This window comes from Faecalibacterium sp. AF28-13AC (assembly GCF_003478405.1).
GTDB lineage: Bacteria > Bacillota > Clostridia > Oscillospirales > Ruminococcaceae > Faecalibacterium > Faecalibacterium prausnitzii_E.
This window is the reverse complement of sequence record NZ_QUFG01000014.1, coordinates 1-26706: the sequence shown is the minus strand read 5'-3', so window position 1 is coordinate 26706 and position 26706 is coordinate 1. Positions and strand designations below refer to the sequence as shown.

The following is a 26706-nucleotide window of genomic DNA, read 5'->3' as shown; positions in this document are numbered from 1 at the left end:
GCTGCATGATGTCCCTGCACATACGATATTCTATAATGAAAGAATTGAAAATACAAAGGAAAACCATAAGCCAATTGGACAGTATTAATTTGAGGAAAAGAGGATACGATGCGATTTATTTCATGTGCGAGTTATTACGGAAGTGGATCAAGTGCTATCACGGATTTTGTCTCAGAATTTGACTCAGTGTACTCTTTTACGGATGAAGAGTTCCGCTTTGTACAGGACCCAGATGGTGTGTCAGATTTGGAATACAATCTTGTGGAGAATTTTAATCGGCATAACTCTGGTCACGCAATTAAAAGATATAAGAAATTAGTAGATTTTTATTGCGGTAATATGTTTGGTAAGAAATATGAGAAGTTTTTTCATGGAAATTGGAAAAAGTATTCTGAAGAGTATATTGATGATCTTACCGATTTTACCTATCATGGCTGGTGGCAATATGATTTGATGGATAAGGGGGACTTTTTCTATTTTCGGAAACGAATTTTGAATAAAATCCTGAAAATGACAATTTGGAAAAGTCAACCTGAGCGTACATTGAACACCATGAAGAATGAGATTACATATTGTGCGCATCCAAATGAAGAAAAATTTCTGAGTTGTACAAAAAAATACATTGAAAATTTGTTTGGATCGGTTTGCCAAGATGCCAATACGGTTATGGTTGATCAGATTGTTCCGCCAACAAACTTAAAAAGGTATCTTCGATATTTTAATGATATTAAAGTTTTTGTTGTTGATCGCGATCCGAGAGATATTTTTGTACTTGAAAAATATGTGTGGCAGGATGGCGTGATACCCAACAATGTAGAAGATTTTTGCAAGTGGTTTAAATATACACGAGCACACAGAAAAACAGAATCATTTGATGACAAAAGGGTTTACTTCATTCAGTTTGAGGATATGGTTTATAAGTATGATGAAACAGCAAAAAAAATTGCAAATTGGCTGGGACTTGAACCAAAAGAGCAAATTAAGAAAAAACAATACTTTGACCCAAGCCGCTCTATTAATAACACATATACTTGGAAGAAAGTAAAATGCAATCTGGCGGAAATTGAATATATTGAGAATGAGCTGGGAGAGTATCTTTACGGATTTCCTAGTAATTAAATTGGTAACAAAGTGTAGGAAGAACAGCCAATCTTTTGGATAGGAGTGATTGGCTATTTTTGGATAATGATGTTCACGAATAAAGAAGGGATAGAGTACATGAACAAACAAGAAAGCGATATTTTGAACGCACTTTTGGTGGAACCCTTCATCAATCAGCGAATTTTAGCAGAAGTATCAGGCCACTCATTAGGGGTGGTAAACCGTTCACTTAAGGAACTTATAAAGGATGATTATTTAGACGAATCCATACGTCCCACAATAAAAGCAATCGCAGAATTTAAACAGAAAACCCCGCAACGTGCTGTTATTCTGGCAGCGGGATTCGGTATGCGGATGGTTCCCATTAATACGGAAATGCCAAAGGGTCTTTTGGAAGTTAATGGTGAGCCGTTGATTGGACGTATCATCAAGCAACTTCATGAGGTGGGGATCAAAGAAATCTATGTAGTTGTAGGTTTCATGAAAGAAAAATATGAGTATTTGATTGACGAGTATGGCGTAGAACTCGTAGTTAATGCCGACTATGCCGCAAAGAACAATCTGCATTCCGTCAAACTTGTAAAAGAACATTTGGAGAATGCGTACATTATTCCTTGTGATATTTGGTGTGACCGAAACCCCTTCCATCAACATGAGTTGTATTCGTGGTATATGGTCAGCGATCTTGTGGACAACGAAAGTAATGTCCGCGTTAATCGTAAAATGGAACTTGTGACTGTTCCAGAAAGCTCTGGCGGCAATGCAATGATTGGTATCTGCTATTTGGTGAAAGAGGATGCAGACACCGTTGCAGAACGAATTGATGAACTTTGCAAAAATCAACGGTATGATGGAGCGTTCTGGGAGGAAGCACTTTATAATAAAGACCGGATGATTGTAGCGGCTCGTGTGGTTCATTCCGCAGACGTTGTGGAAATTAACACCTATGAGCAATTACGAGAAATTGACAGTGATTCTAACCAGTTGAAAACGGATGCAATTCAGGTGATTTGTGAGGCTCTGGATGCAAAGCCAGAAGCAGTTACAGAAATTACGGTTCTTAAAAAGGGCATGACAAATCGTTCTTTCTTGTTTACATGTAAAGGAAAGAAATATATCATGCGTATTCCTGGAGAGGGAACAGACCAGTTAATTAACCGCCGACAAGAAGCTGCAGTTTACCAAACGATTGACGGAAAGCATATCTGCGATGATATTGCATATATCAACCCGGAAAATGGCTATAAAATCACAGAGTTTCTGGAAGGAGCCAGAGTATGTGATCCATCGAATAACGAAGATGTCAAGAAATGTATGAAACGGCTGCGAGACTTCCATGAAATGAAGCTAAAAGTGAATCATGATTTTGATATTTTCGGTCAGATGGAGTTTTATGAAACGCTGTGGGAAGGAACACCTTCGGTTTATAAGGATTATGAAAAAACAAAAGCAAACGTTCTGTCACTGAAACCTTATATCGATGCACATACCGGAGAAAAAGTTCTGACTCATATTGATGCGGTGCCGGATAACTTCTTGTTTGTTGAGAAAAATGGTAAAGAGGAAATTCGTCTGATTGACTGGGAGTACGCGGGAATGCAAGACCCTCATGTAGATGTAGCGATGTTCTGTATTTACTCACTTTACAATAAGCGTCAGGTTGACAGACTGATTGCTGCTTATTTTACAGAAGGGTGTGATGATGCGACTAGAATCAAAATTTATTGCTATATTGCGGCCTGTGGACTGCTGTGGAGTAACTGGTGTGAATATAAGCGTAATCTTGGTGTAGAGTTTGGCGAGTATTCTCTTCGGCAGTATCGCTATGCAAAGGACTACTACCGAATTGTTCAAGATGAACTGAAAAAGCAACAGGAGGAAGAGTAAATGCCAGAAGTGAAGAGGGCCATCATTATGGCGGCAGGTTTGGGGAATCGGATGCATCCGGTAACGCTGACAATACCAAAACCTTTGGTTAAAGTAAACGGGGTCCGAATGATTGATACGGTCATTGATGGTCTGCATAAAAACGGAATCTATGAGATTTATGTTGTTGTTGGCTATCTGAAAGAACAGTTTGAGAAACTGAAAAAAGAATATCCGGGCATCAAATTGATTGAAAATCCTTACTATGATACCTGTAATAACATTGCATCGCTTTATGTGGCAAGAGATTACATTGAAAACGCCATCATCCTTGACGGAGATCAGATCATTTACAATCCGGAAATTCTTGCACCAGAATTTGAACGTTCGGGTTATAACAGCGTTTGGACAGACGAGGAAACCGATGAGTGGCTTCAGACTGTTGAAAATGGCATTGTTACGGCCTGCAGCCGGACGGGCGGGAAAAGCGGTTGGCAGTTATACAGCATTTCCCGTTGGACGGCAGAGGATGGGAAAAAATTGAAGCATCATCTCGAAATTGAGTTTGAACAAAAGAAGAATCAGCAAATCTACTGGGATGATGTGGCGATGTTCTGCTACCCAGAGGAGTATCAATTGGGTATCTGGCCTATGAATAAGGACGATATTATAGAGGTGGATAATCTGAGCGAGCTAATTGCTTTGGATGCCAGCTACAAAGAATATGTGGAGGAAAAGTAAATGAATACGAAAAAAGAGCATGGGAAAATAGACTGGATGATAACATTGGTGCCTTTGGCAATCGTGATTGCATTATGTGTTCTATTCTTTTTTGCGCCGGAACAGTCGAATGCTGTACTGAGCCAGATTCGTTTTTTCTTTGGTGATACCTTTGGGACATATTACTTAGTAATTGGATTGGGAATTTTCATTCTTTCTCTGTATATTGCCGGTTCTAAGTACGGTAACATCGTCCTTGGCGAGCAGAGTGAGAAGCCTAAATATTCTTTCTTTGCGTGGGGCTCAATGATGTTTACCTGTGGTCTTGCAGCAGATATTTTGTTCTATTCGTTCTCGGAGTGGGTGCTGTATGCAACTGATCCACATCTAGCAGAGATGGGTAGTATCCAGGATTGGGCAGGTGTATATCCACTGTTCCATTGGAGCTTTATTCCGTGGGGATTCTATTTGGTGCTGGCTGTTGCATTTGGCTTTATGCTCCATGTGAGAAAAAGAAACCGTCAGAAGTATTCAGAGGCTTGCCGTCCGATTCTTGGAAAGTATACCGATGGCTGGGCAGGTCGCATTATTGACCTGTTAGCTGTGTTTGCCCTCCTTGCTGGCACTGCTACAACATTTAGTGTAGCGACACCTCTTATGGCAACCATTATTAGTGAACTGTTCCATGTTGCCGTTAGTCGTACTGTAATCAACATTATTATTCTTCTGATTACCTGCGCTGTATATACATATTCCTTGCTGCATGGATTTAAGGGAATCAGCAAGTTGGCAAATATTTGTATTTATATGTTCTTTGGCCTGATTGCCTTTGTGCTGCTGTTTTGTGGAGAAACAAGGTATATTATTGAAACTGGTTTTTCTTCCCTCGGACGGATGATTCAGAACTTTGTTGATCTGTCTACGTTCACTGACCCGCTCCGTACATCGAATTTTCCGCAGAATTGGACAATCTACTATTGGGCTTACTGGATGGTTTGGTGTGTGGCTGCGCCGTTCTTTATCGGCAGCATTTCTCGCGGTAGAACAGTACGTCAGACAATTCTTGGTGGTTACATATTTGGTGTTGGTTCTACATTGACAAGTTTTATTGTACTTGGGAACTATTCTATGGGAATGCAGGTCACTGGAAAGGCTGACTTTATTGCGCAGTATCTGGAGAACGGAGATCTGTATGGCATGATTGTTTCTATCATCAAAACGATGCCGGGTGCACCTGTTATTATGGTAGTTGTCCTGCTAACGATGATTGCATTCTATGCAACTTCTTTTGACTCGATTGCTTTGACGGCATCTTGTTACAGCTATCACACGTTGAAAGATGGTGAGCAACCGAATAAGGGCATTCAGTTGATGTGGTGTATTCTGCTTATTTTGCTTCCGATTGCTTTGCTGTTTGCGGAAAGCTCTATGAATAATCTTCAGTCTGTAAGTATTGTTGCGGCGTTCCCGATTGGTGCTGTCATTGTGATGATTACTGCTAGCTTTATGAAAGATGCAAAGGTGTATCTCAGTGAAAATTTTCAATAACAGAACAGAATCGAGGTGAAAACGCTGTGACAACGGAGACAACGAAAAATGAGGAAAATTGCGATACATCAGAAGATATTGTCTTTGATGCAATGAAAGAGGAGTACGAACATTGTGTTAAAAGATCTGAGAAATTAGATAATAAGATATATATCCTATTGACAGTTTGTGCGTTCATTTTTGTGCTTTTAACAAGTATCATTGAAAAGGCAAGTACATTTCAGATGTCACAGGATATGACAAAAATATCACTGATTATAATCTATTGGCTCTTACTACTTGTTGATGTAGTTATATTTTGTGTACTATTGGAAAAGCTTGTTGTTTTATTAGGGAGTATTGAGTTTCAAAGACTTGACATTAACAATATTATGGAGTTGAATATAATAGAGAAAAATCCAAGAACAGCGGTTAAGTACATAGGAGCTAACTATATGCAGTGTGTGGAGAACAATCATACGATTTTGGAAAAGAGGTATGAAGTTTTCAATACCTGTGTGAGGTTTCTTGTTCTGAATGTATTGCTTTCATTGAGTTTGTCTTTTGTTTGCGTGTTTATTTTTATGAAATGAGGAGGACTTGATATGAGCCAAAAAGGATTAAGCGCTGAAGAACTTCTTGCAAAATGTGAAACGAGAGAGGCTATAACAAGAAGCGATGTAGGACTTGATACTAAACAAGCAACGGATGGTACAGTGTATTTGAAGGAAAATGTGAATCATGGAACGAACTTTTGGAAGTTCTCGAAAGATTCCAATAAAGAAAACGATAATTAAAAGGGGAAATGGAAACTATGCCTAGAACCAAAGGCAGCAAAAACAAGCCCAAAGTGGTCAACGACTTTGCATCCCAGATTGCAGAAAAGCAGTCTACCATCGAAGTTCTCAACACAGAAATTGCGTCTATCACGGCGAACATTGATTCCCTGAAAGCAGAGCTGAAAACTAAACGTGCGGCTTTGAAGTCTGCTGAGAAAGAAGTAGGCAAGCTCCAAGCAAAAAAAGCCAAAGCGGATCAGAAAGCCGCCGAGGAAGCAAAGAAAGCTGAAGCTGAGGCTGTCCTGAAAAAGCTTCTGGCAGACGGCGTGAGCGCGGAAGAAATCCTTGCAAAGCTGAAATAACATCAAAGCCCACAGCGAACAAGTACGAACTTGCCTACTGTGGGCTTTTTCAGTGAAGATAATCTTTACGCAGCATCAAACCGGAAATACCGTGGCAGCTTGAAATGCTTGATAAACGCATGATGCTGGGCGTGGTAGTGACGCAGATCGTACCCCAGATGATGCAGTTCCAGCAGCTTCACCAGCACCAGATTGAGGTGGATTCCCTTAGCAGCGGCAATCTGAGCAGCATCCAGCCCGCGCTTCGTCATTTGATAGACTTCATCACTGTCCAGCATCAGGTGGGATGTGGAAGCGTTATGCTCGTAAAGAAGGATGTGCTTGTCCTTAATGGTCAGAAACTTGTCCAGTGTATGCAAGTCCATAAGCAGCTGATGCTCAAGATAATGCCCCAGCGCATAGCCGCACACCATCTGTTTCGTCTGTTTGTCCAGCTGGCGATTGATAAGGATCAATGGCTTATCAAAATAGAGCGAAAGTAAACCCAGCATATCTTTAATGCGGGATGTTTCACTGATGTCCAGACTGCAACTGCGCGCGATTTGTTTGATGTTGCGAGTTCCGGCAGTTTGGACAAGTTCGTTGGCAGCTTGGTGAATAAACGCAGAATCCATAATGTGATCTCCTTCCGGGGATAGCATAGTGAATGGAACAGTGGTTTACAGGTTCATTATTCGTTCCTTTTCTCGTTTTTTTTCTCGGTACTTAAAATAGGCTTTGTGCATTTCATACATGATGCCGTCCATATCCTGCGGGGTCAACTCTCCGCTGGCAAATAGCTCAGTAAGCTCAAATGCGAGATGCTGGGCTTCTATTTTGCCCTTTTTTCCGTAGGTTTCGGCGGCACGTTCGATAAATAAAGACTGATCCGGCTGTAAATAGGTCAAAGGTACATGGAATATATCAGCCATCTTTTCAAGCATTTCAATGCTGCGAGGGTAGCGGCCATCCCGCTCCCATCCGATGATCGTTCGTTTGTTGATACCCAGACATTGTGCCAATTCGTCCTGTGTTAAAGAATGTTTCTTTCGTAGATCGCGAACTTTCTCTCCAAATTTCATGTTTGCAACCTTTCTATGGTGTAGTTATCGTGCTGTAACAATGTGCAATGGAATCTGTGAATATTCAATCTGAAAGATGCAACAAATTTTCACATTTTTCTCTTGACACGGCGACACGACTTGCTTATAATATATGCTATATTCTATCATCTTTTGGATTATTATACCGTAAAAAATGTGAATATGCAAGCTGAAAAAGGTGAAAAAAGAACGGAAGTTCAAAAGGTGAAATTGAATAGAAAAAAGAAACTTAAACCAACACAAAGGAGGCCGTAAGAAGATGAGCAACGGAGAACATGAAATCCGCACCCCAAAGGGGCTGCGGATCGGGAATCGCAGTGTCGTTGATGGAAAGAATATGCTTCAGATCAAGCGTGGTGGCTGTGAAGATTATATTTCCGCTGAATCTCTGGTGGAGTGTATTCACGGCCTTCCCGTAAAGAATATCGAATTTTTCACAGCAGAGAATCAACGGAAAGAAGCCTGAAGCAGAGTGCTTCATCGGACACTGAAAGCGCAGAGGTGGAATCTTAGGCGGCACCTGGTTAGCCGACCAGCTCCATCAGACGTTCTTTTGGGTCTACAATATAATATCTGTTTGTTTAGAGCGATACCGTAGCAATATGTGATATAGGCCGGAACAGAATGAGCGAATGCAGTGCAGTAGTGCGCCTGCAAGTAGTTCATCCTGTTCCGGCTTTTTTTATTTTTCAAAATTTTTTGAAAAACTGTATTCCAAAATGGCTTTGCGGATTCCTATTAGTATAGGGACTTCAAACAAATAGAAAGCAGCAAGAGGAATCTTAGATTCCCGTTCAAAAAAAACGGGTGAATCTGGGATGATTTTTGCTGCTTTTTTCAGTTCACCCGAAGCCGAAAGGCAGAAAGGTGGACAAAATGCTTACATTGAAAAAGGTCAAGGAACTGGTAGAAGCACCTTCCCATGCAAAGCGCACTCCTTCTCCCAAGATGCTTTTCGAGGAAGGTATCGTGCTGCTTCGCAGGGAATTTGATCAGGGCAGTCATCTAACGGTCTACAACAGCGGTTATGTTTTGTTTTCTGCAGGGAAGCGAAACACCGTGTTCCATATCCATGACTGCTGTGGAGACTATGCCTACGATGCAGCAGAGGGTAAGGGCGATGTAATCAAGGAAGAGTATTTTGAAAACTGCGAGTGGCATATCCGTGCTTTGTTTGAGGGTGAGCGGAAGATGGAAGATAATCAGGCAAAGTGCGAGGGTGCAGGGCGAAGCAATGTGTGCGTTTCCTACCACGCATTATCGGAGGACTGGAGTGAGATTGCTGACCGCACGATCAATATGTTGGAAAAGATTATTGAGAATGAAGCTGTTCATGCGATGCTGGCTGTTCTGACAGATAAACAGCGTGACCTCATCCATCAGCAGTTTGTTCTTGGAAAGACCCATCAGGAAATTGCAGACGATATGGGAATATCGCGTGGGTCGGTAACAAGAGCGGTAAATCAGGCTCTTGAACGGATTCGCCGGAAATTTGATTTTGAAGCACATTATGAATTGGCAGCGGGAGGTTTGGCATGAGAGGAGAACGTCAAATGAACAAGAACTCACAGCGGTTAGAGGATGGTGCAAGCGGTTCTCCTTATGTAAATAGGTGTGGCGAGTATACCATCGAGGTCGAATTTGCTGGTAGCAGTTCTCTGGAAAGCTGTATTGCAGCCTATCTCAATGAAAAATATCGAATTACATAAAAACAAAACTTTCGATTTTGCGTCAAAAACCAATGACCTGGAGAAAAAATCAAAAATTTCTAAAATTTTTTTTGAAAATTGTATTCCAAAAAGGCCCTGCGGATTCCTATTAGTGTAAGGGGGTACACAAAAGAAACCTCTCACAAAAGCTCTTTGACAACTGAATAAGCCATCCCAGAGAGATACTTCTGGCACTGAATGTGCATCCTGCGTGTCTTACCAGAAAATACGCCGCTGAAATATGGGGCAGGAACGGGCTGGGGCAGAATGGCAAAGTTCAAATAACAGCAGATACACTGCGGTGGAGCATGGAAACGTGTTCCACCGCAGGAATGTACTGTTATTTCTAATAGTGCAAATCCAATCCGATAAGGGGGTGATGAATTTACATGGAGTACCCGTATATCAAAGGTCTTGAAGCAGACCGATACAGCTTTTACCGTGTGCCGAAGGCACTGGTCAAGGCTGATCTGTTTCAGAAGATGTCCGGGGACGCCAAGCTGCTGTATGCTGTGCTGCTGGATCGTATGAGCCTTTCCATTAAGAACGGCTGGCAGGACAAGCACGGCAACGCCTACATTATCTGCACGATAGAGGAAGTCATGGACTCTATTCATTGTGCCAGACAAAAGGCGGTCAAACTGCTGGATGAACTGGAACAGGAGTTTCAGCTTATCGAGCGGCACAGGCAGGGACTTGGTAGACCCAATCTGCTGTATGTGAAAGACTTTTATGCGGGGCTTTCGCAATCAAACTACTGGAAGTATGAAAATCATACTTCCGGCAGTTTGAAAAACGAACTTCCGGGAGTTCCAAAATCAAACGGAAGTAATACTGAGAAGATAAATAAGACAGATAATAGTGAAACTGATCTTATCTATCCGGTTGAATTACAGGAAGAAGAACAGTACCGCCGCTATTTCAAGGAAGCTCTGGAATTGGAAATTCTGGAACAGGGCTATCCGGCAGATAAAGCGGTCCTGTATGAGATTCTGGAACTGCTGGTGGAAACCGTCACCAGCAGAAAGAAGTTCCTGCGCATTTGCGGGGAGGATAAGCCGAAGGAGGTGGTGAAAAGCCGCCTGATGAAGCTGGATTCCTCGCACATCCAATACATATTGGAGTGCTTAAAAGAAAACAGCACTCAGATTCGGAACATCAAGCAATACCTGCTGGCAACACTCTACAATGCACCTGTGACTGTGGATAGCTATTATTCCGCACAGGTTCGGCATGAATTTGGGTGGGGCGGCAGGGCAGATAAAAATTAGGGAGGACAACCCCATGAACATCGTATTCATGAGTATGGACACGCTGCCCTCTACGCTGTGGGCGCGTGATTTGTATGACCAGATGCACATTCGCAGCGATTTCCGCAAGTGGTTCCCGCGTATGTGTCAGTATGGTTTCATCGAGGGCCGCGACTACGAGTATATGCCCCGCGTCCGGCTGCAGGATGAGGGAGGGCGCACGGTTCAGCGGTATGTAAAAGACTACCGCATCACGCAGGACATGGCAAAGAAGCTCTGCAAGCTGCACCACACGGCAGTCAGTGCGGCGTACAATCCGCAGCCGTTTGATTGGGATGCGCTGCTGGGCCTGCTGCATAAGAAGTCGCCGCGCCGGAGCAGCTACGAAGCGCAGTTGAGCGATTCCGATTCGCTGGTGACGACTACGCAGATCGCCAAGGAGTACGGCTGCGGAGCAAAGGTGTTCAATCGGCTGCTGCACTTGCACGGCATCCAGTACCGGGCCAACGGCCAGTGGGTGCTGTATTCGGAACACCACGGGAAGGGCTATACGTCCAGCCTGACGTTCCGGCTCCAGCGCAGCGATGGTTCCGAGGTGGAAAAGCTGCACACGGCATGGACGCAGAAAGGTCGGAAGTTCCTTTATCATACGTTGAAGCGGCGCGGGGTGCTGCCGCTGGCTGAACAGGGAGGTTAAGCCTATGAATTTTACCGATAATCCGTTTGAACGCATGATGCGCCAGCGTCCGGGAACGGACAGCGGCCATCCCTGCAAGCGTTGCCGCCACAAATGGGAGTGCGGCTATCTGCTGCACCAGTGCCGTAAGAAGTTTCGCTCGGTGCTGGGGGATACCGCACCGCCTGCAGCCGGGGCAGTCCACCCCTGATGCAGCGGCGATAGATGGGAGGTGAGCAACCGTGCAGGAAGAAGTCAACGAGAAAACCATCTCACTGTGCATCAAAGGAGGAAAAATCACTGCACAGATTTTGAAAGCGGCCCTGATAAAGCTGCTGGCAGAGATGGACAAGAAGAAAAAGCAGCAGGAGAAAGGGAAAGGTCAATGTAAGAGAACAGGTAAGCAGAGTATCAAGAGCCTGCAAAAGAGCGGCGCGCAGATCACGAACATCGTTGTCACGGACAATAATATCAAGTCGTTTGACCGGGTGGCCCGGAAGTATGGCATTGATTATAGTCTGAAAAAGGTGGAACAGGAGGGGAAAAGCGAATATCTGGTCTTTTTCAAGGCCAAGGACGTGGATGTTATGACCGCTGCCTTTAAGGAGTATACCAGCGAAACGCTGAAAAAGCAGAAACGTGAATCGGTGCGTCAGAAGCTGGAAAAGGTGAAAGAGGAGCTTTCCAATCACCGTCAGCTCAAGAAAGAAAAGAAGAGGGAGCAGGAGCCGATACGATGAAGAATCTGAAAACACCTGCCCGCCTGCCGCGCAAAGCACCGTCCAACCAGACGGGCGGCACGGCATGGGGCAAAAAAATGGCTGCAGAGTTCAGTAGGATGATGCAGTCAGCTGATATGAAAAAGCTGATCCTGCTGAATTTTCCGTACATCATTGCCTTTTACATGGTGGAGAAAGCCGCATGGCTATACCGTCATTGCAATGGCGATTCTATGGTGGACAGGCTGATGGTTCTTTTTATGAACTTTGGCCTGGCCTACAAAAGTGTCTTGCCCAGTTTTCACCCATTCGACCTGATGGTGGGGCTGGTCGGCGCAGCTGCGCTGAAAGCAGTGATCTACTTCAAAGGGAAGAACGCGAAGAAGTATCGGCAAGGCGAGGAGTACGGCTCTGCCCGGTGGGGCAACCAGAAGGACATCGAGCCTTTTATTGACCCGGTATTCGAGAACAACGTCATACTCACACAGACCGAACGGCTGATGATGAGTGGTAGACCAAAGCATCCGAAGTACGCCCGCAATAAGAACGTCATTGTGATCGGCGGCAGCGGCAGCGGTAAGACCCGATTTTACGTCAAGCCCAACTTGATGCAGATGCCCCAAAAGGTCAGCTATGTCGTGACGGACCCCAAGGGTACGATCATTATCGAGTGCGGAAAGATGCTCTCGGATGCCGGGTATAAAATCAAAGTCCTGAACACCATCAACTTCAAAAAATCCATGCGATACAATCCGTTCCATTACATCCGTAGCGAAAAGGATATTCTGAAACTGGTCAATACCATTATCGCCAACACAAAGGGGGATGGCGAGAAGTCCGGTGAGGATTTCTGGGTTAAGGCTGAACGCCTGCTCTACTGCGCACTGATTGGCTACATCTGGTATGAAGCCCCGGAGGAGGAGCAGAACTTCTCCACCTTGCTGGAGTTCATCAACGCCAGCGAAGCCCGCGAGGATGACGAAAACTTCAAAAATGCCGTGGACGAGCTTTTTGAAGAACTGGAAAAGGACAAGCCGGAACACTTTGCTGTTCGCCAGTATAAAAAGTATAAATTGGCGGCAGGCAAAACGGCTAAGTCGATTCTTATTTCCTGCGGTGTCAGGTTAGCCCCATTTGACATTGCGGAACTTCGTGACCTTATGGCCTACGATGAGATGGAACTGGATTTGCTGGGGGACCGCCGCACGGCCTTGTTCGTTATTATTTCCGACACGGACGATACGTTCAATTTCGTGGTGTCCATCATGTACACCCAGCTTTTCAATCTGCTTTGTGACCGTGCAGACGATCAATGCGGAGGCCAGCTAAAGTATCATGTGCGGCTGCTGCTCGATGAGTTCGCAAACATCGGTCTGATCCCGAAGTTTGATAAGCTGATCGCCACCATCCGCAGCCGCGAGATTTCGGCATCCATCATCCTGCAATCTCAGAGCCAGCTTAAAACCATCTACAAAGATGCCGCAGAAACCATTATCGGTAACTGTGACACCATGCTTTTCCTCGGTGGTAAGGAAAGCTCGACACTCAAAGAGATTTCTGAAACCTTGGGGAAAGAAACCATCGACCTATATAACACTTCCGACACGCGCGGTCAAAGCCCATCATTTGGGACAACCTACCAAAAGACTGGCAAGGAGCTTATGAGCCGGGACGAGCTTTCTGTCATGGATGGCAGCAAGTGTATCCTGCAGCTGCGCGGAGTCAGGCCATTCCTGAGCGACAAATTCGACATTACCAAGCATAAGCGGTACAAGGAGCTTTCGGACTTCGATAAGAAAAACGCTTTCGATGTAGAACGCTACCTGAAGCACGAACTAAGGCTGCGGATGGATGAAGAATTCGATTGCTACGAGGTGGATGTGTCCGAAGAAAGCACAGCATAGGAAGGAGGTCATTATCCGAAGTAAATACACTCGCCCGCCTGTCCGGGCAGACCCCGTGGCAGGAAATTCACCCGACTGATCTCTACATTTTGCGATTCCAAAAGGCTGATTTTTTATGAAAATGAAAGGAGAAGCCAGAATTGCAGGAGCAGGCAGCACCGAAGATGTGCCAGCCTGTTTTTCTTTTGGAATCGTGTTTTTTATCAATGCTGCAATCTGGCGAAAAACGACTATGGAATTCTTCAATCAGGCTATTACCGTTCTGCAGACTCTCGTTGTTGCCATCGGCGCGGGCCTTGGTGTTTGGGGCGTTGTGAACCTCATGGAAGGGTACGGAAACGACAACCCCGGCGCAAAGTCGCAGGGCATGAAGCAGCTGATGTCCGGCGGCGGTGTCATCCTCATCGGCACCCAGCTGATCCCGCTGCTTTCTGGTCTGTTCGGCTAATCAACAAGCGATAGGAGGAAAACCCGCCATTGTTCGATAATATTTTCGCAGCAATCGAAAAATGGATGAGGGAACTTCTTTCCGGCATGGTGGAGTCCAACCTGAGTACGATGTTCACAGCGGTCAACCAACAGACCAGTGAAATCGCTGCTCAGGTCGGGCAGACACCGCAAGGGTGGAACAGCAGCATTTTCAGCATGATCCGCAACATTTCGGATTCGGTGGTGATCCCCATTGCGGGAATCATCATCACGCTGATCCTCTGCTACGAATTGATTTCGATGCTGACAGAGCGGAACAATCTGCACGATGTAGACACTTGGATGTTCTTCAAGTATTTCGTGAAGATGTGGATCGCGGTCTATCTCGTCAGCCATACGTTCGATATTGCAATGGCGGTATTTGACATTGGACAGTCGGTGGTAAATTCTTCCTCCGGCATTATCCGTGGCAATACCGCCATTGATATTAGTTCTCTTTCCATGCAGATGCAGGCGGCAATGGCAACAATGGCGATTGGCGAACTGGTGACGCTGGCATTGGAAACCCTTGTTGTAAGCTGGTGTCTGAAAATTCTGTCGGTGGTTATCACGGTAATTATGTACGGCAGAATGATAGAAATATACCTCTACACTTCGCTTGCTCCGATTCCGTTTGCAACCATGAGTAACCGTGAATGGGGCCATGTGGGTACAAACTACTTCCGAGGGCTGTTCGCGCTGGCATTCCAAGCGTTCCTGATGATGGTTTGTGTGGCAATCTATGCAGCCCTCATCGGCAGCATCCGGGTATCTTCGGATATTCACTCGGCATTGTTCGGCACGATGGCCTACACGGTGATTCTTTGCTTCTCGCTGCTCAAAACGGGAAGTCTGTCCAAACAGATCTTCGGCAGTCACTAAATCCGGGAAAATCCAATGAAAGGAAAAGACAGCAGGCAACGCCGTTTCCCGGCGGCGGTCTGGCTGTTCTGGTAATCCATGGCCTATGTAACGATTCCCAAAGACCTTTCCAAAGTGAAGAATAAAGTCTTTCTGAACCTGACGAAACGCCAGCTTGTGTGTATGGGTTTTGCGGCGGGCATCGGCGTTCCGTTCTATTTTCTTATGCGTGATACGCTGGGAACCAGCAATGCGGCGGCAGGCATGGTGCTTCTGATGCTGCCGGAGTTTTTCTTTGCTCTGTACGAGAAAAATGGGATGCACCTTGAAACCATCCTGACGAATTTCATCAGCGTCCGCTTCAAACGTCCGGCGGTACGCCGCTATGAGGTCGAAAACCTGTATGAGCGGGAACTGGAAACCGCAGCACCGATCCAGAAGAAAGGAGGCATCCTTGGTAAAAAGTGAACCGAAGAAGAAACCGCAGTTCGGCGGCTTCTTCCAAAAGTTCTTTCGTAAACCCGAAAGGAACGAAAAGGAACAACGGTTGACCGTACAGCGTTCCATTCCATATCTGGAAATGGGGCGCGACGGTATCTGCCGGGTGGAGGAACATCTGTACTCCAAAACTGTCCGATTCTACGACATTAACTACCAGCTGGCACAGAACGAGGATAAAAACACCATCTTTGAAAGCTGGTGCGACTTCCTCAACTATTTCGATGCCAGCATCCGCTTTCAGCTTTCGTTCATCAACCACAAGAGCGATATGAGCGAGTACAACAAGGTAATTCAGATCGAGCCGCAGCACGACGCGTTTGACGATGTGCGTATGGAATATGCGCAGATGTTGAAACAGCAGCTTGCCAAGGGCAATAACGGTCTGGTTCGCACGAAGTACATTACGTTCAGCATCGAAGCAAAGAGTGTCCGGGAAGCAAAGCCCCGGTTAGAGCGTATCGAAACCGATATTCTCAATAATTTCAAGGTGCTGGGCGTGAAAGCCTACCCGCTGAACGGCGTGGAACGGCTGCAGATCATGTACGAAACCTTTCATCAGGAGGAACAGCAGAAGTTTGACTTCAGCTATGACCGCATCCTGCAGAGCGGCATGACGACCAAGGACTTCATTTCTCCGACCAGTTTCCTGTTCAAAAGCGGCAAGGACTTTATGATGGGCGACACCTACGGTGCTGCATCCTACCTGAACATCCTTGCCCCGGAACTGACGGATAAGGTGCTGGCCGAGTTTCTGGATATGGACAAAAATCTGGTGGTCAGTATCCATGTGCAGTCGGTAGACCAGCTGAAAGCCATCAAACTGATTAAAGGCAAAATTACCGACCTGGACCGTATGAAAATTGAGGAACAGAAGAAAGCTGTGAGGTCTGGTTATGATATGGAAATTATTCCGAGCGACCTTGCAACTTATGGTGGCGAGGCCAAGAAGATTCTGGATGATCTGCAGAGCCGTAATGAGCGTATGTTCCTTGTTACGGTGCTTTTCCTCAATACAGCCAAGACCAAACAGGAGTTGGATAGTGCTGTGTTTCAGACTGCGGGTATCGCTCAGAAGTTCAACTGCACTCTGAACCGTCTGGATTATCTGCAGGAGCAGGGGCTTATGAGCAGCCTGCCGCTGGCCAATAATCTTGTTCCCATCAAGCGCGCACTGACCACCACCTCAACAGCAATCTTTGTTCCCTTCACCACGCAGGAGCTTTTCATGGAGGGAGATTCCCTCTATTACGGTCTGAACGCGGTGTCCAACAACATGATTATGGCAGACCGGAAGCAGCTGAAAAACCCAAATGGCCTGATCCTCGGCACACCCGGAAGCGGTAAGTCGTTCAGTGCAAAGCGTGAGATCACCAACGTGTTCTTTACCACAACGGACGATATTATCGTGGCAGATCCGGAGGGCGAGTATTATCCGCTGGTGGAAGCGTTGGGCGGTCAGGTTATCCATATTTCGTCCACCAGTAAGGACTACATCAACCCGATGGACATCAATCTGAACTACGCGGACGATGATAACCCGCTGGGCATGAAATCGGACTTTATTCTTTCCCTGTGCGAACTGATTATGGGCGCACGGGATGGCATGGAGCCGGAAGAAAAGTCGGTCATAGACCGCTGCCTGCCGCTGGTCTATCAGAAGTATCTGAACGATCCGAAGCCGGAGAATATGCCGACGCTTGGTGATCTGTACGACTGTCTGCGTGAGCAGAAGGAGCGGCAGGCGCAGCGTATCGCCACGGCACTGGAAATCTACGTCAATGGTTCGCTGCGTGTGTTCAACCATCAGACGAATGTGGAACTGGATAACAGAATTATCTGTTTCGACATCAAAGAGTTGGGCAAACAGCTGAAAAAACTGGGTATGCTCATCGTCCAGGATCAGGTCTGGAACCGCGTTACCATCAACCGCAACAGCAAAAAGAACACCCGGTACTATATAGACGAGTTCCACCTCCTGCTGAAAGAGGAACAGACCGCTGCATACAGCGTCGAAATCTGGAAGCGGTTCCGAAAATGGGGCGGTGTACCGACAGGAATTACGCAGAACATTAAGGATTTGCTGGCCAGCCGGGAAATCGAGAACATCTTCGAGAACAGCGATTTTATTTATATGCTCAACCAGGCATCTGGCGACCGGCAAATCCTTGCCAAGCAGTTGAATATTTCGCCGTTCCAGCTGTCGTATGTGACGAACAGCAACGAGGGCGAGGGACTACTATTCTACGGTAACACGATTATCCCGTTCAAGGATAAGTTCGATACATCGCTGAAACTGTACAGCCTGATGACAACGAAACCCAATGAGATGGGAAAATACAAGGAGAAAAAAGAAGCATGAACACACCGAACATTTTTGACCGACTGAGCCGTAAGATTCATCATCACTCTGACATGGAGCCGCACGAAAGCGATTCCGGTCCGCCTTTCGATGAGGTGGAGCCGCTCAACTTCCAAGATGAAGAATCGGTAGTGCATACGGTGCTGGAGGACTTTTACGCCGTTGGCACACTGGCCGATGAACTGACTGACGGCTTTCACATGGAAGCCCACGGTTATCTGGACCGTGAGGAAGTGAATGCCCGTCTGATCGCCTTTGCCCGGAAGCTGGAACAGGTGCTTGATAAGTGGGAAACCCACGCAGCCCTGATCGCATGACGGCTCCAGCCGGAAGGAGGTGATTTCCATAGCAGACAAAAAGTTTCGGGGCAGAGATAAAATCGTCCAGAAAATGACCAAGGATGGTCTGGTGGATGAAAACCTCCGCACCGGGGAACAGAAGTCCGCAACCGCAGAAGAAAAGCCGGAGCAGGAAGATTTGGCAAAAGAAACTGCGGAAAAGGAAACGGATGAAGAAACTATCGTGGAAGAAGAACGGTGCATGGATGCCGGGGACGGGGAGGAGGATGTACCCCGGCATCACAGCACCGCCAAGCAGAGCGCAGACTATTACAAAGCCCATCAGGAGGATGGTAAGCCGAAGGATGCGCCTGTGGAATCGGATGCAGAGCCGCCCACAAAGAAAGGCCGACTTTCTTTTGAAGATGAAAAAGGCGGTATTGTCCGTGGCGTAGGAATGGGCGTTAAGAAGGTGGCCAAGAAAGGAGCGGACACCGCCACCGGGTTTGCTCATCAGAAAGTACATCAGGTAGAAAAGGACAATTCCGGCGTGGAAGCTGCTCACAAGTCGGAAGAAGCCGCCGAACGCCTGCACCACTTTGTCAAAGGTAGAAAAAAGCCCAAAGACAAATCTGCCAGAGCAGAGAAAAGAGGTGGCGAGGATCAGAAGTCCAGCCGCCTGAAATTCTCCGAGAGCGAGGGTGGTACGGCGGAAAATGCAGCAGAACCGTCGCTGAAAAAGAAACAGCCCCAGCCGCCACCGACTGCCGCAGGAGGTGAAGCAAAAACAGTCGGTGCGAAGTTTTACCAGAAAAAGCAGTATAAGGATGCCTATGCAGCCGCCAAGCGCGGCCAGAAAGCCGGAACTTCCGCCAGCAAGCAGGCAGCAGCGGCAACAAACACCATTACGGAGAAAGCGAAAGCGGCGGTGCAGGAGATCGTCGTGCAGAATAAAACCCTGTGGGTCAGTATTGGTGTTGGCATCCTTCTGGTGATGGTCATGCTGGGGGCCTTTTCAAGCTGTGGTGCAGCGATTCAGGGAACGGGTAGTACCTTTGTGGGAACAACCTACCCCAGCAAGGATGCCGACATGAAAGGTGCGGAAGAGGATTATCTGGAACTGGAAAAGGAACTGGATAAACAGATTCGGCAGATGGAATCCACACATCCGGGCTATGATGAATACCGTTATCAGCTGGATGAGATCGGGCATGACCCGTATCAGCTGATTTCTCATTTGACGGCAGTTTATGAGCAGTTCACCAGAGGGCAGGTCAAGCCTGTTATCAAGGAACTGTTCAAGCAGCAGTATCTCCTGAAAGTGTGGGAAACTATTGAGATTCACACTCGCATGGAAACCAGAGTAGGGGTTCGGCCAACGATAGACGCTTTTGGAAACGTCAGCATGGAAACCTATACTTATCAGGAAGAAGTGGAGTATGAGTACAAAATCCTCAATGTCCTGCTGAAAAATAAGGGCTTCGATACCATCGCGCGGAAGAACATGAACCAGAAGCAGACCGGGCGATACGATGCCTACAACCTGACCTACGGCAACCGCCCCGAACTGTTCGGCGCAGGATCACCGACTTACAGCGGCGGCACAACGGGCAGTATCGGCATAGGTGGTGGTGCTGGTGGCTCCGGCGGTGGCTTCAAGTACGACATTCCCTCGGAAGCCCTTTCGGATGAAAAGTTCGCAAGGATGATTGAGGAAGCCGAAAAGTATCTTGGTATGCCGTATGTGTGGGGCGGAAGTTCCCCAAGCACCAGTTTTGACTGCTCTGGCTTCGTTTGCTGGGTCATCAATAACAGCGGCAATGGATGGAGCGTTGGGCGTACAACAGCTAACGGTCTGCGCGGAAAGTGCAGTTATGTTTCTCCTGCGGATGCACAGCCTGGTGACTTGATCTTCTTTGAGAAAACCTATAACACCACTGGTGCGTCGCACGTTGGAATCTACGTCGGCAATGGCATGATGATCCACTGCGGCGATCCTATTTCCTACACCAGTATCAATTCGACCTACTGGCAAAGCCACTTTTTAGGCTTTGGCCGCATCAACTGAAAGGAGGACCGATGGGCAAAAAATTACAGAAATATCTGGATGAAGCCGAAAAAACGGAACAGCAGATCGCGGAACTGGAAGAACGGCTGAGAACCATCCGGGCAGCACAGAAAAAGGAAGAGGACAGCGAGATCATTCGTGCCATCCGCAGCACCAAGATGGGCGGGCGCGAACTGCTGGCTCTGCTGGACAACATTCAGGCGGGCAACGTGACGTTCCTGACCACTGTAAACAACGCTTCGGAGGAAGCAGAAACGGAGGAAGCGATTGAAAAAGATGCTTAAACGGCTGGGAGTTGTTATCCCCAGCACAATTCTGACCCTGCTGATGGCAGTGGGCTTTTCGACCCCGGCCTTTGCCTTTGTGGACACCACTGAAGTGATGGAGGAACCGACACAGGTGATCGAGGAAGAGGAACCGACCGAGGAAGAAAAAATCCCGTTCACCATCGCAGGCAACGGCGAGGTGGAGGATAACATCGTGGATGACCCCAGCAAGGAGTTCTTCACAGTAAAGACCAAGGGCGGCAACACATTCTTTCTGGTGATCGACCGGGCGCGAAACAGCGAAAACGTCTATATGCTCTCGATGATCGACGAGTACGATTTGCAGGAGTTTCTGGACGATGAAGAACGGAACGGCAAGCAGGAAGAAGAAACGCCTGCGGTAGTTCTGCCCGAAACCAAACCCGAACCTACCCCGGATGTAGAAATCGAAGAACAGAAAGAAGAATCGAGCGGCGGCATGAATAAGATTCTGCTGCTGGTGTTCGTGGCGGCACTGGGCGGTGCAGGTGCTTTCTTCTACTTCTACATTTATAAGCCGAAGCCGAAGGAAGAAACGCCGCAGAGTGAAAATCTGGAAACCGACCAGAGCCTTACAACGGTAAACGAGGATAACCAGCAGGACAACGAGAACGACACATAAAAAAACCGTAACATAAGGATGCAGGGGTAGTCGAAAGGCTATCCCTGCTTTTTTCAAAAAGGAGAAAGCGTTGAAATATCTGGTGATTGCAGAAAAACCGAGCGTATCGAAATCCATTGCAAAAGTGATCGGTGCATATCGGCAGGAGGACGGGTATCTGGAGGGTGGGGATTGCGTGGTAAGCTGGTGTCTGGGGCATCTGGCAGAGTATGCGGCCCCGGAACATTACGATGAACGCTATGAAAACTGGCGTTTTGAGGATTTGCCGATTCTCCCTGTTGAGTGGAAACTGCTGGTACACAATACCAAGAAGCCGCAGTTCAATGTTCTGCGCAAACTGCTCCGCAGCAAGAAATTCGATTATGTGGTGAACGCCTGCGATGCAGGATAGTGCGGATAGGTGACTTAAGAAAAAGAAAAAAGAGACCTCATTTTGTTGAAAATCAAATTTCAAAGTCATTAAAGGAGCTATTCAAATGAAACAAAATCAGAATTTCGACCATAATCACTCTCAAAAAGTGCTTTCCTGCCACTACAACATGGACACCAACCGGGTGGAAGCCCGATTTGAAGATGGCACCACCCTTTCCATTGATTGTATCTCCATTGAGGACGAATACGGCAACACCCCTGCGCAGCGAGCAGAACTGGACTGGCTACTATATAACAAGCCCTTAGAGTACGTCCAGCTTGTGCTGAGTGGTGAGATTGAGCATTATCTCTCACTTGGCTGTGACCATGGCATATTAGAAGATTGACCTTTAATTAAAATATCCAAAGCAAACAAAACAGCCCTCTATTTGCAGTCGTTGCAAATAGAGGGCTGTTGATTTGTTGATACTTCGCTCCGAACCGTACCATCGACTGTCTTTTGATTTAGATGCGCAAATCATTAGAACACATAAGGCCAATTCTATATGTTTCCGAGTTACTATCAATAAAGCTTTGCGACACTGAAAGGACACGGGTTTTCAATTTTACACCATTGAGTTTTAGATTTATATAATATCCTTCCTTTTTTAAAACATTTCTGCAAATCATTTTATACATCTTATTAGATTTGCACAAAAAACTTATTAAAAAGCTGTTTCTGTCTTCAAGCATTTTATTGTCAATAAAAATATCAGCCTGTATTAACGTTCCTTCAAATTCGATTTCTCCACGATAAGTGCGAAATTTCGGAATGTCATTATCTTCCATATGATTTTCCATGTGTTCTATCCGATAATCAATGATACATATACGCTTCGACTCCCGGCAACACATAGGAAACACCTTGAATATCTAACATTGATCCTTCCAATGTTGCATAATTGCTACCAGGCATCATTTGAACATCTACAAGACCGCTAACATAACCATCAAAACTAATGCCATTAAGCGGGCAATAATCACCAGCTGTTGTACTCACACTTCCAGAGAACACCATCGGCCCAGAAATATTAGAAGATATTGACCAAAAAACCTGTCCCGGAATGGTCCAGTAAATCGTTGCGGTTCCTGTATCGCCCCGTACGCTAGTACGTTCGTCAGGGTCATAAACAATCAGCTTTCCGTCATCAATATAAAAATGAATGACGCCAACTGTCGAATTAGGATAAGCATCCACAGGATTTTTTGAATGTATCTGCGAAGAGTTACCGGTCGCCGCTAATGCTGTCGGACAGATAATTACAAACGCCATAACAATTAGTAACGATGCCCAAAGGTGTTTCACCGATTTCATAGTATTCCTCCAAAATGAATATATGTTGTTTTTATTTATATGAAAACTTTTTTGCAGTATATTCAACCTTACTGGCATCACCCCACATTATTTTTACACAACATATCTTATGTGGTTTCAGTCATAATCAAGAGAGTCGGGAACGTCCGGTTGGTATGCCGTAAAGCAGCAGGTGCTATTCACACTTAAGACTGCAATTGCCATTGCAAAAGCACATGCGATTTTACTCAGGGAAAAAAGCAGTTCTTGGGGATTCCGTTTCATATTATCCTCCACATTACATAGAATACGTTACATCAACTTCATTGTTTGTTCCGCGAGGAGTTCCCTTCAACCAGCAAGTATGAGAAGCAATACCATTATAAGCGTTACTGGTAAAGGTAAGTTTTGCCGAACTGGAGTTATACGTCAGACTTGCATCACTATATGTGGAACCCAAAGTTGTAATTGAATAGTCCCATGCATTTGTGACTTTGTTATTCGTCACTGTCATATAAAAATATGCACGAATCACCACTCCGTTGTACGAAACTTTCCAAGAATTCGACGATTTCGCTACACGAGAAATTGAATTTCCCACTGACTCGATAGTAATAGTTGCTGGCTCACCATTACGGTCAACTACCGCAATGGTGAGCTTCTCGTTTGCCTTCAGTTGATCGAGATTGCTAAAAGTAACAACATTGTTCTTAACGGTAGCTTTCGGTGAATTCGATTCAGCGAAGGCAGACTGAGTGCCAAACGACATTACAACCGCAATAAAAAGCAGACTCGCAGTAAGTTTTTTGATAAATTTTCTTGTACTCATGATCATATTTTCCTTTCCTTATTTTGATTTGATTGCTTTTACGACTAAATAAATGACCAGTATGCCGATGCAGAGAGAAATAATTGTCAATGCCTCTGCCGTTGCATTAAGGCGCGCACCAATAAAATAAACCAATACCAAAAATGCAATAAAAGCGACAAGAAGCAGCATCCATTTGTTCTTTTTCATGTTATCACCTCCTTATCTACAAAAGTTGGCATTAAATTTCTGTTAAATCAAAGGAATTATTGCGAATACAATCAACACCCATTTGGAGAGATAGTAGCAAACCACATGACGTGTGTATGGAAGCACATTGAAAATGGCAAGTAGGAAATCTATTGACGAAAGAACAGATACGATCATCTTATAGCTTAACCGCTTCTTTTTGCCCAAAGGCTTATTCTTTGCTTCTATCGGAGAGAAAAAGATAGAGATACCCAAAAGAGCTACTGTTGTTATAATACGAAAAAGGTTATTTGCTGCAATTACTTTACTCAGCAAAATGCAGATAAGTGCCAGTCCGGTAAATGCCAGATAGCATCTGGTGTGCGACGTTGCATGATAGCCACCAATGTAGATTCTCTGCGGGATAAAGCCGATCAAGAATGAAAGCGAGTATCGAACATCACCACATATAATTGAGATGAGGATGACAAGCAGAATGCTCACAACAGATGATATGAGCAACTCGTACCCATAGACATACGCATCCGCTTTTGATTCGTCTACCACTTTTTGTTCGCAGAAAAGACGGACTAATTTCTGAGACAGCGTGCGTTCCCACATTGCAGTTGCGCCACCTTATCTTCTGATTTTTGCTTCACTGTATCATAAATTTCAACAAAATCAAGAGGTTTGGCAAAACTGGTCGTTCTGGTGACAAAAGTGGTAGGTCAGGCTACTTGTAAGGAGCCTTTGCACAGTCTATAATAGTATCAGGACATTATTTTGTGGAGGTTGTCGAAATGCTGAAGTACCATGTTGCAGTCTGCGATGATGAGAAGTCAGACCTTGATGGCATTGTTCAAAGCGTTCAGCAGTACGATGTGCAAGGTTGCTTTGACATTGAAACTTACATGGATGGGAATGAACTTCTGAGCGAATTGCAGATGCAGAAGAAATCCTTTGATTTGCTGCTGCTCGACATTGAGATGCCATCCAACGGCTTTCAGCTGGCACAATCTCTGATTCAAATGGAGAAGCATCCCTTGGTGGTATTTGTCACGAAGCGGCACGAATATGCTGTGCAGGGATATGGTATTGCATTCCGTTATCTTGTTAAGCCCTTGGATCAGACGCTGTTCGCTGCGGCGATGGATGCCGTCCTTCAGGAACTGAACTCCAAACATTTCACGATTGAATACGATGGTGTCACCATGTCCTTGGAAACATCGGACATTTACTTTCTGGAAAGCCACGGACATAAAGTTCTGATCCACTGCAAGGAGCAAGACCTTACATTGAGAATGAGCATTCCTGAAGCCTTGGAGCAGCTTCCCAAACGATGCTTCGTGTCGCCACACAAAAGTTATCTTGTCAATATGGAACACATTGTTTACGCTACTGGAACCGCCGTTTTTCTTTCCAGCGGACATCAGCTGCCGATCAGCAGGAGGAAGCGTCAGGAGTTCAATCAAAATTTCAACGCTTATTTGGGAAGATGATGCTTTATTATTTCGTTGAGTTTGCAGGGAGTTTTGCCAACATCGCCCTGTTGCTGCTTTTCATCGGTCGGCTGTTTCCTCAAAAGGAACCCATTTCAAGATGGTTCTATGTGTATGTTGCACTTTTTATCGCTGGGCAGTGTGCTTTGAGCTTATTTCCGAATTGGGTGACGCAGCGCACAGTCTATCTTTTGGTTGGCGGATTCCTCCTTGCGTTGCTATTCTACGAAGTGCGGCCATGGCAGGCGTTTTTCGCAAGTGGAGCTTTCTTTACACTGGCTGCTTTGGTGGAAGTGTTTGCAATGCTCCTGATTGGACTGCGCATCCCGGACACCGACATTCTGATGCAAGCTGGGGCAGCACGGTTGATTTATGTCGTTTTTTCAAACCTGATACAAATTCTGCTCGTAGTCCTGGTCTCACATTTTTTCAGCCGAAAAGGAAATGCTCTGCGCATCCTATGGCTGTTGCCAATCATTGCAATCCAAGTCGCAAGCATCGCGGTTTGTTATGTAGCACAGTATCATGCTGCGGATGAGTATTTCCCGGATTATATGGTCGGCCTTATGGCTGTGCTTCTCCTTATAAACATCCTGATTGTGTTCTATGTGGAAGCTCTCCGGGAAAATGAACTGGAAAAATTCAAAGTCAAGTTCAACGAGCAGCAGTACAATCTTCAAATGGAATACTACCAGCAGCTCAAAGAACGTCAGGAAGAAGTCCGTTCCCTGCGGCATGATGTGAAGAAATATATTCTGGCGATGCAGGCGGTTGCAGAACACGGCGATACCGAAGAACTTCACAAGATTGCACAAGCTGCCACGGATATTTTTGAGCGTTCCACAAATGTTTCTGCTGTCGGAAACCCTGTTGTGGATGCTCTTTTAAATTATTACCTGCGAATCGCAGAGAAGAATAACATCAAGGTCAAACTGGATGTGACGATTCCTGAAGTTCTGACGATCTCATCGTTGTCTTTGAGCATCATTATCGGAAACACATTTGACAACGCCATTGAAGCCTGTTGCGACTTGCCAGCGGAACAGAGAATCATTCATCTACAACTGCGCAAGCAGTATCGCAGTCTCTTTTATCGGCTTGAGAATCCATACAGCGATACCGTCCGTAGCATCCGCATCGGAGAGTATCACGGTTACGGACTAAAGAACATAAATCGTATCGTTCAGGAGAATCATGGTGACTTCTATACGAAAAAGAAAGACGGTGTGTTTACCGTCCAAGTCCGCCTGAACTGCGAAAATTAAATATGTTTCCACAGCCAAATGATCGTAACCGTCAAATCTCCCGGCGGATGGACACCCATGGGATAATAGTAGTGGAACGTTTC

At 45.8% G+C, this 26706-nt stretch carries 34 protein-coding genes; 27 read left to right on the top strand and 7 right to left on the bottom strand.

Annotation, left to right across the window (positions count from 1 at the left end):
- The first annotated feature begins 108 nt into the window (after positions 1-108).
- The 7 genes from DWY95_RS15260 to DWY95_RS15230 all read left to right on the top strand — a co-directional run bounded on the left by DWY95_RS15260 (position 109) and on the right by DWY95_RS15230 (position 6355).
- Positions 109-1119: a sulfotransferase gene (locus DWY95_RS15260; protein WP_118554149.1), complete on the top strand. Its 1011-nt coding sequence runs from the start codon at positions 109-111 to the stop codon at positions 1117-1119.
- A 99-nt stretch (positions 1120-1218) separates the two neighbouring features.
- Positions 1219-2988 carry an NTP transferase domain-containing protein gene (locus DWY95_RS15255; RefSeq protein WP_118554182.1) on the top strand — a complete coding sequence of 590 codons (1770 nt, stop codon included), beginning with the start codon at positions 1219-1221 and terminating at the stop codon, positions 2986-2988.
- The gene (locus tag DWY95_RS15250; RefSeq protein ID WP_118554148.1) at positions 2989-3708 is read left to right on the top strand and encodes an NTP transferase domain-containing protein; all 720 of its coding nucleotides are present in this window, start codon (positions 2989-2991) and stop codon (positions 3706-3708) included.
- Positions 3709-5235: a BCCT family transporter gene (locus DWY95_RS15245; RefSeq protein WP_118554147.1), complete on the top strand. Its 1527-nt coding sequence runs from the start codon at positions 3709-3711 to the stop codon at positions 5233-5235.
- 26 nt (positions 5236-5261) lie between these two features.
- Entirely contained in the window at positions 5262-5807 is a 546-nt protein-coding gene (locus DWY95_RS15240; RefSeq protein WP_118554146.1) for a hypothetical protein, read from the top strand.
- A gap of 12 nt (positions 5808-5819) precedes the next feature.
- Positions 5820-6011, top strand: coding sequence for a hypothetical protein (locus DWY95_RS15235; protein ID WP_118554145.1), 192 nt, complete (start codon positions 5820-5822; stop codon positions 6009-6011).
- Between the two features lie 17 nt (positions 6012-6028).
- Positions 6029-6355 carry a hypothetical protein gene (locus DWY95_RS15230; protein ID WP_118554144.1) on the top strand — a complete coding sequence of 109 codons (327 nt, stop codon included), beginning with the start codon at positions 6029-6031 and terminating at the stop codon, positions 6353-6355.
- 65 nt (positions 6356-6420) lie between these two features.
- On the opposite strand, the gene DWY95_RS15225 is transcribed toward DWY95_RS15230, so the two are convergent.
- A complete protein-coding gene (locus tag DWY95_RS15225; protein WP_118554143.1) occupies positions 6421-6969 on the bottom strand; it encodes a hypothetical protein in 549 nt (182 codons plus the stop codon).
- 45 nt (positions 6970-7014) lie between these two features.
- Positions 7015-7416 carry a helix-turn-helix transcriptional regulator gene (locus DWY95_RS15220; protein WP_118554142.1) on the bottom strand — a complete coding sequence of 134 codons (402 nt, stop codon included), beginning with the start codon at positions 7414-7416 and terminating at the stop codon, positions 7015-7017.
- 280 nt (positions 7417-7696) lie between these two features.
- On the opposite strand from DWY95_RS15220, the gene DWY95_RS15215 reads away from it, so the two are divergent.
- The 18 genes from DWY95_RS15215 to DWY95_RS15135 all read left to right on the top strand — a co-directional run bounded on the left by DWY95_RS15215 (position 7697) and on the right by DWY95_RS15135 (position 21915).
- Positions 7697-7903, top strand: a complete 207-nt coding sequence (locus DWY95_RS15215; protein WP_118554141.1) for a hypothetical protein — start codon at positions 7697-7699, stop codon at positions 7901-7903.
- 410 nt (positions 7904-8313) lie between these two features.
- Complete coding sequence (locus DWY95_RS15210; protein ID WP_118554140.1) at positions 8314-8976, top strand: sigma-70 family RNA polymerase sigma factor; 663 nt, start codon at positions 8314-8316, stop codon at positions 8974-8976.
- A gap of 14 nt (positions 8977-8990) precedes the next feature.
- Positions 8991-9146: a hypothetical protein gene (locus tag DWY95_RS17135; protein WP_158577571.1), complete on the top strand. Its 156-nt coding sequence runs from the start codon at positions 8991-8993 to the stop codon at positions 9144-9146.
- Positions 9147-9535: 389 nt separating this feature from the next.
- Positions 9536-10417 (top strand): DUF6017 domain-containing protein, encoded by an 882-nt coding sequence (locus DWY95_RS15205; protein WP_118554139.1) that lies wholly within the window; start codon positions 9536-9538, stop codon positions 10415-10417.
- A gap of 13 nt (positions 10418-10430) precedes the next feature.
- Entirely contained in the window at positions 10431-11093 is a 663-nt protein-coding gene (locus tag DWY95_RS15200; protein ID WP_158577570.1) for a phage antirepressor KilAC domain-containing protein, read from the top strand.
- Positions 11094-11097: 4 nt separating this feature from the next.
- Positions 11098-11283, top strand: a complete 186-nt coding sequence (locus tag DWY95_RS15195) for a hypothetical protein (RefSeq protein ID WP_118554137.1) — start codon at positions 11098-11100, stop codon at positions 11281-11283.
- 31 nt (positions 11284-11314) lie between these two features.
- A complete protein-coding gene (locus DWY95_RS15190; RefSeq protein ID WP_118554136.1) occupies positions 11315-11812 on the top strand; it encodes a PcfB family protein in 498 nt (165 codons plus the stop codon).
- Positions 11813-11913: 101 nt separating this feature from the next.
- A complete protein-coding gene (locus DWY95_RS15185; RefSeq protein WP_118554181.1) occupies positions 11914-13695 on the top strand; it encodes a VirD4-like conjugal transfer protein, CD1115 family in 1782 nt (593 codons plus the stop codon).
- Positions 13696-13927: 232 nt separating this feature from the next.
- On the top strand, positions 13928-14143 hold the full coding sequence (locus DWY95_RS15180) for a Maff2 family protein (protein ID WP_113998658.1): 216 nt from the start codon (positions 13928-13930) through the stop codon (positions 14141-14143).
- 65 nt (positions 14144-14208) lie between these two features.
- Entirely contained in the window at positions 14209-15045 is an 837-nt protein-coding gene (locus tag DWY95_RS15175) for a VirB6/TrbL-like conjugal transfer protein, CD1112 family (RefSeq protein ID WP_330577007.1), read from the top strand.
- 78 nt (positions 15046-15123) lie between these two features.
- Positions 15124-15492: a PrgI family protein gene (locus tag DWY95_RS15170; RefSeq protein ID WP_117530085.1), complete on the top strand. Its 369-nt coding sequence runs from the start codon at positions 15124-15126 to the stop codon at positions 15490-15492.
- Positions 15428-17884: a VirB4-like conjugal transfer ATPase, CD1110 family gene (locus DWY95_RS15165; protein WP_118554135.1), complete on the top strand. Its 2457-nt coding sequence runs from the start codon at positions 15428-15430 to the stop codon at positions 17882-17884. The genes DWY95_RS15170 and DWY95_RS15165 overlap by 65 nt, the downstream gene beginning before the upstream one ends.
- Positions 17881-18201, top strand: coding sequence for a hypothetical protein (locus DWY95_RS15160; protein ID WP_118554134.1), 321 nt, complete (start codon positions 17881-17883; stop codon positions 18199-18201). The genes DWY95_RS15165 and DWY95_RS15160 overlap by 4 nt, the downstream gene beginning before the upstream one ends.
- Before the next feature lie 19 nt (positions 18202-18220).
- Positions 18221-20230: a C40 family peptidase gene (locus DWY95_RS15155; RefSeq protein WP_147365979.1), complete on the top strand. Its 2010-nt coding sequence runs from the start codon at positions 18221-18223 to the stop codon at positions 20228-20230.
- An 11-nt stretch (positions 20231-20241) separates the two neighbouring features.
- The gene (locus tag DWY95_RS15150; protein ID WP_118554132.1) at positions 20242-20514 is read left to right on the top strand and encodes a DUF4315 family protein; all 273 of its coding nucleotides are present in this window, start codon (positions 20242-20244) and stop codon (positions 20512-20514) included.
- Positions 20507-21157: a DUF4366 domain-containing protein gene (locus DWY95_RS15145; protein WP_118554131.1), complete on the top strand. Its 651-nt coding sequence runs from the start codon at positions 20507-20509 to the stop codon at positions 21155-21157. The genes DWY95_RS15150 and DWY95_RS15145 overlap by 8 nt, the downstream gene beginning before the upstream one ends.
- Before the next feature lie 70 nt (positions 21158-21227).
- On the top strand, positions 21228-21548 hold the full coding sequence (locus DWY95_RS15140; RefSeq protein WP_112091634.1) for a toprim domain-containing protein: 321 nt from the start codon (positions 21228-21230) through the stop codon (positions 21546-21548).
- A gap of 85 nt (positions 21549-21633) precedes the next feature.
- Positions 21634-21915, top strand: coding sequence for a DUF6061 family protein (locus DWY95_RS15135; RefSeq protein WP_117477596.1), 282 nt, complete (start codon positions 21634-21636; stop codon positions 21913-21915).
- Positions 21916-22033: 118 nt separating this feature from the next.
- Here the strand turns inward: DWY95_RS15135 and DWY95_RS15130 are convergent, their stop codons facing one another.
- The 5 genes from DWY95_RS15130 to DWY95_RS15115 form a co-directional block, all read right to left on the bottom strand.
- The gene (locus tag DWY95_RS15130; RefSeq protein ID WP_117472326.1) at positions 22034-22357 is read right to left on the bottom strand and encodes a hypothetical protein; all 324 of its coding nucleotides are present in this window, start codon (positions 22355-22357) and stop codon (positions 22034-22036) included.
- Positions 22358-22385: 28 nt separating this feature from the next.
- Entirely contained in the window at positions 22386-22883 is a 498-nt protein-coding gene (locus tag DWY95_RS16920) for a hypothetical protein (protein ID WP_117472328.1), read from the bottom strand.
- A gap of 277 nt (positions 22884-23160) precedes the next feature.
- A complete protein-coding gene (locus DWY95_RS15120) occupies positions 23161-23697 on the bottom strand; it encodes a DUF5626 family protein (RefSeq protein ID WP_243082832.1) in 537 nt (178 codons plus the stop codon).
- Positions 23698-23709: 12 nt separating this feature from the next.
- Entirely contained in the window at positions 23710-23880 is a 171-nt protein-coding gene (locus DWY95_RS17250) for a hypothetical protein (protein ID WP_182400592.1), read from the bottom strand.
- Between the two features lie 42 nt (positions 23881-23922).
- On the bottom strand, positions 23923-24480 hold the full coding sequence (locus DWY95_RS15115; protein ID WP_117930452.1) for an accessory gene regulator B family protein: 558 nt from the start codon (positions 24478-24480) through the stop codon (positions 23923-23925).
- Positions 24481-24659: 179 nt separating this feature from the next.
- Between DWY95_RS15115 and DWY95_RS15110 the strand changes: the two genes are divergently transcribed.
- Complete coding sequence (locus DWY95_RS15110; protein WP_117472332.1) at positions 24660-25358, top strand: LytTR family DNA-binding domain-containing protein; 699 nt, start codon at positions 24660-24662, stop codon at positions 25356-25358.
- Positions 25355-26623 (top strand): GHKL domain-containing protein, encoded by a 1269-nt coding sequence (locus tag DWY95_RS15105; protein WP_118554129.1) that lies wholly within the window; start codon positions 25355-25357, stop codon positions 26621-26623. The genes DWY95_RS15110 and DWY95_RS15105 overlap by 4 nt, the downstream gene beginning before the upstream one ends.
- The last annotated feature ends 83 nt before the right edge of the window (positions 26624-26706 follow it).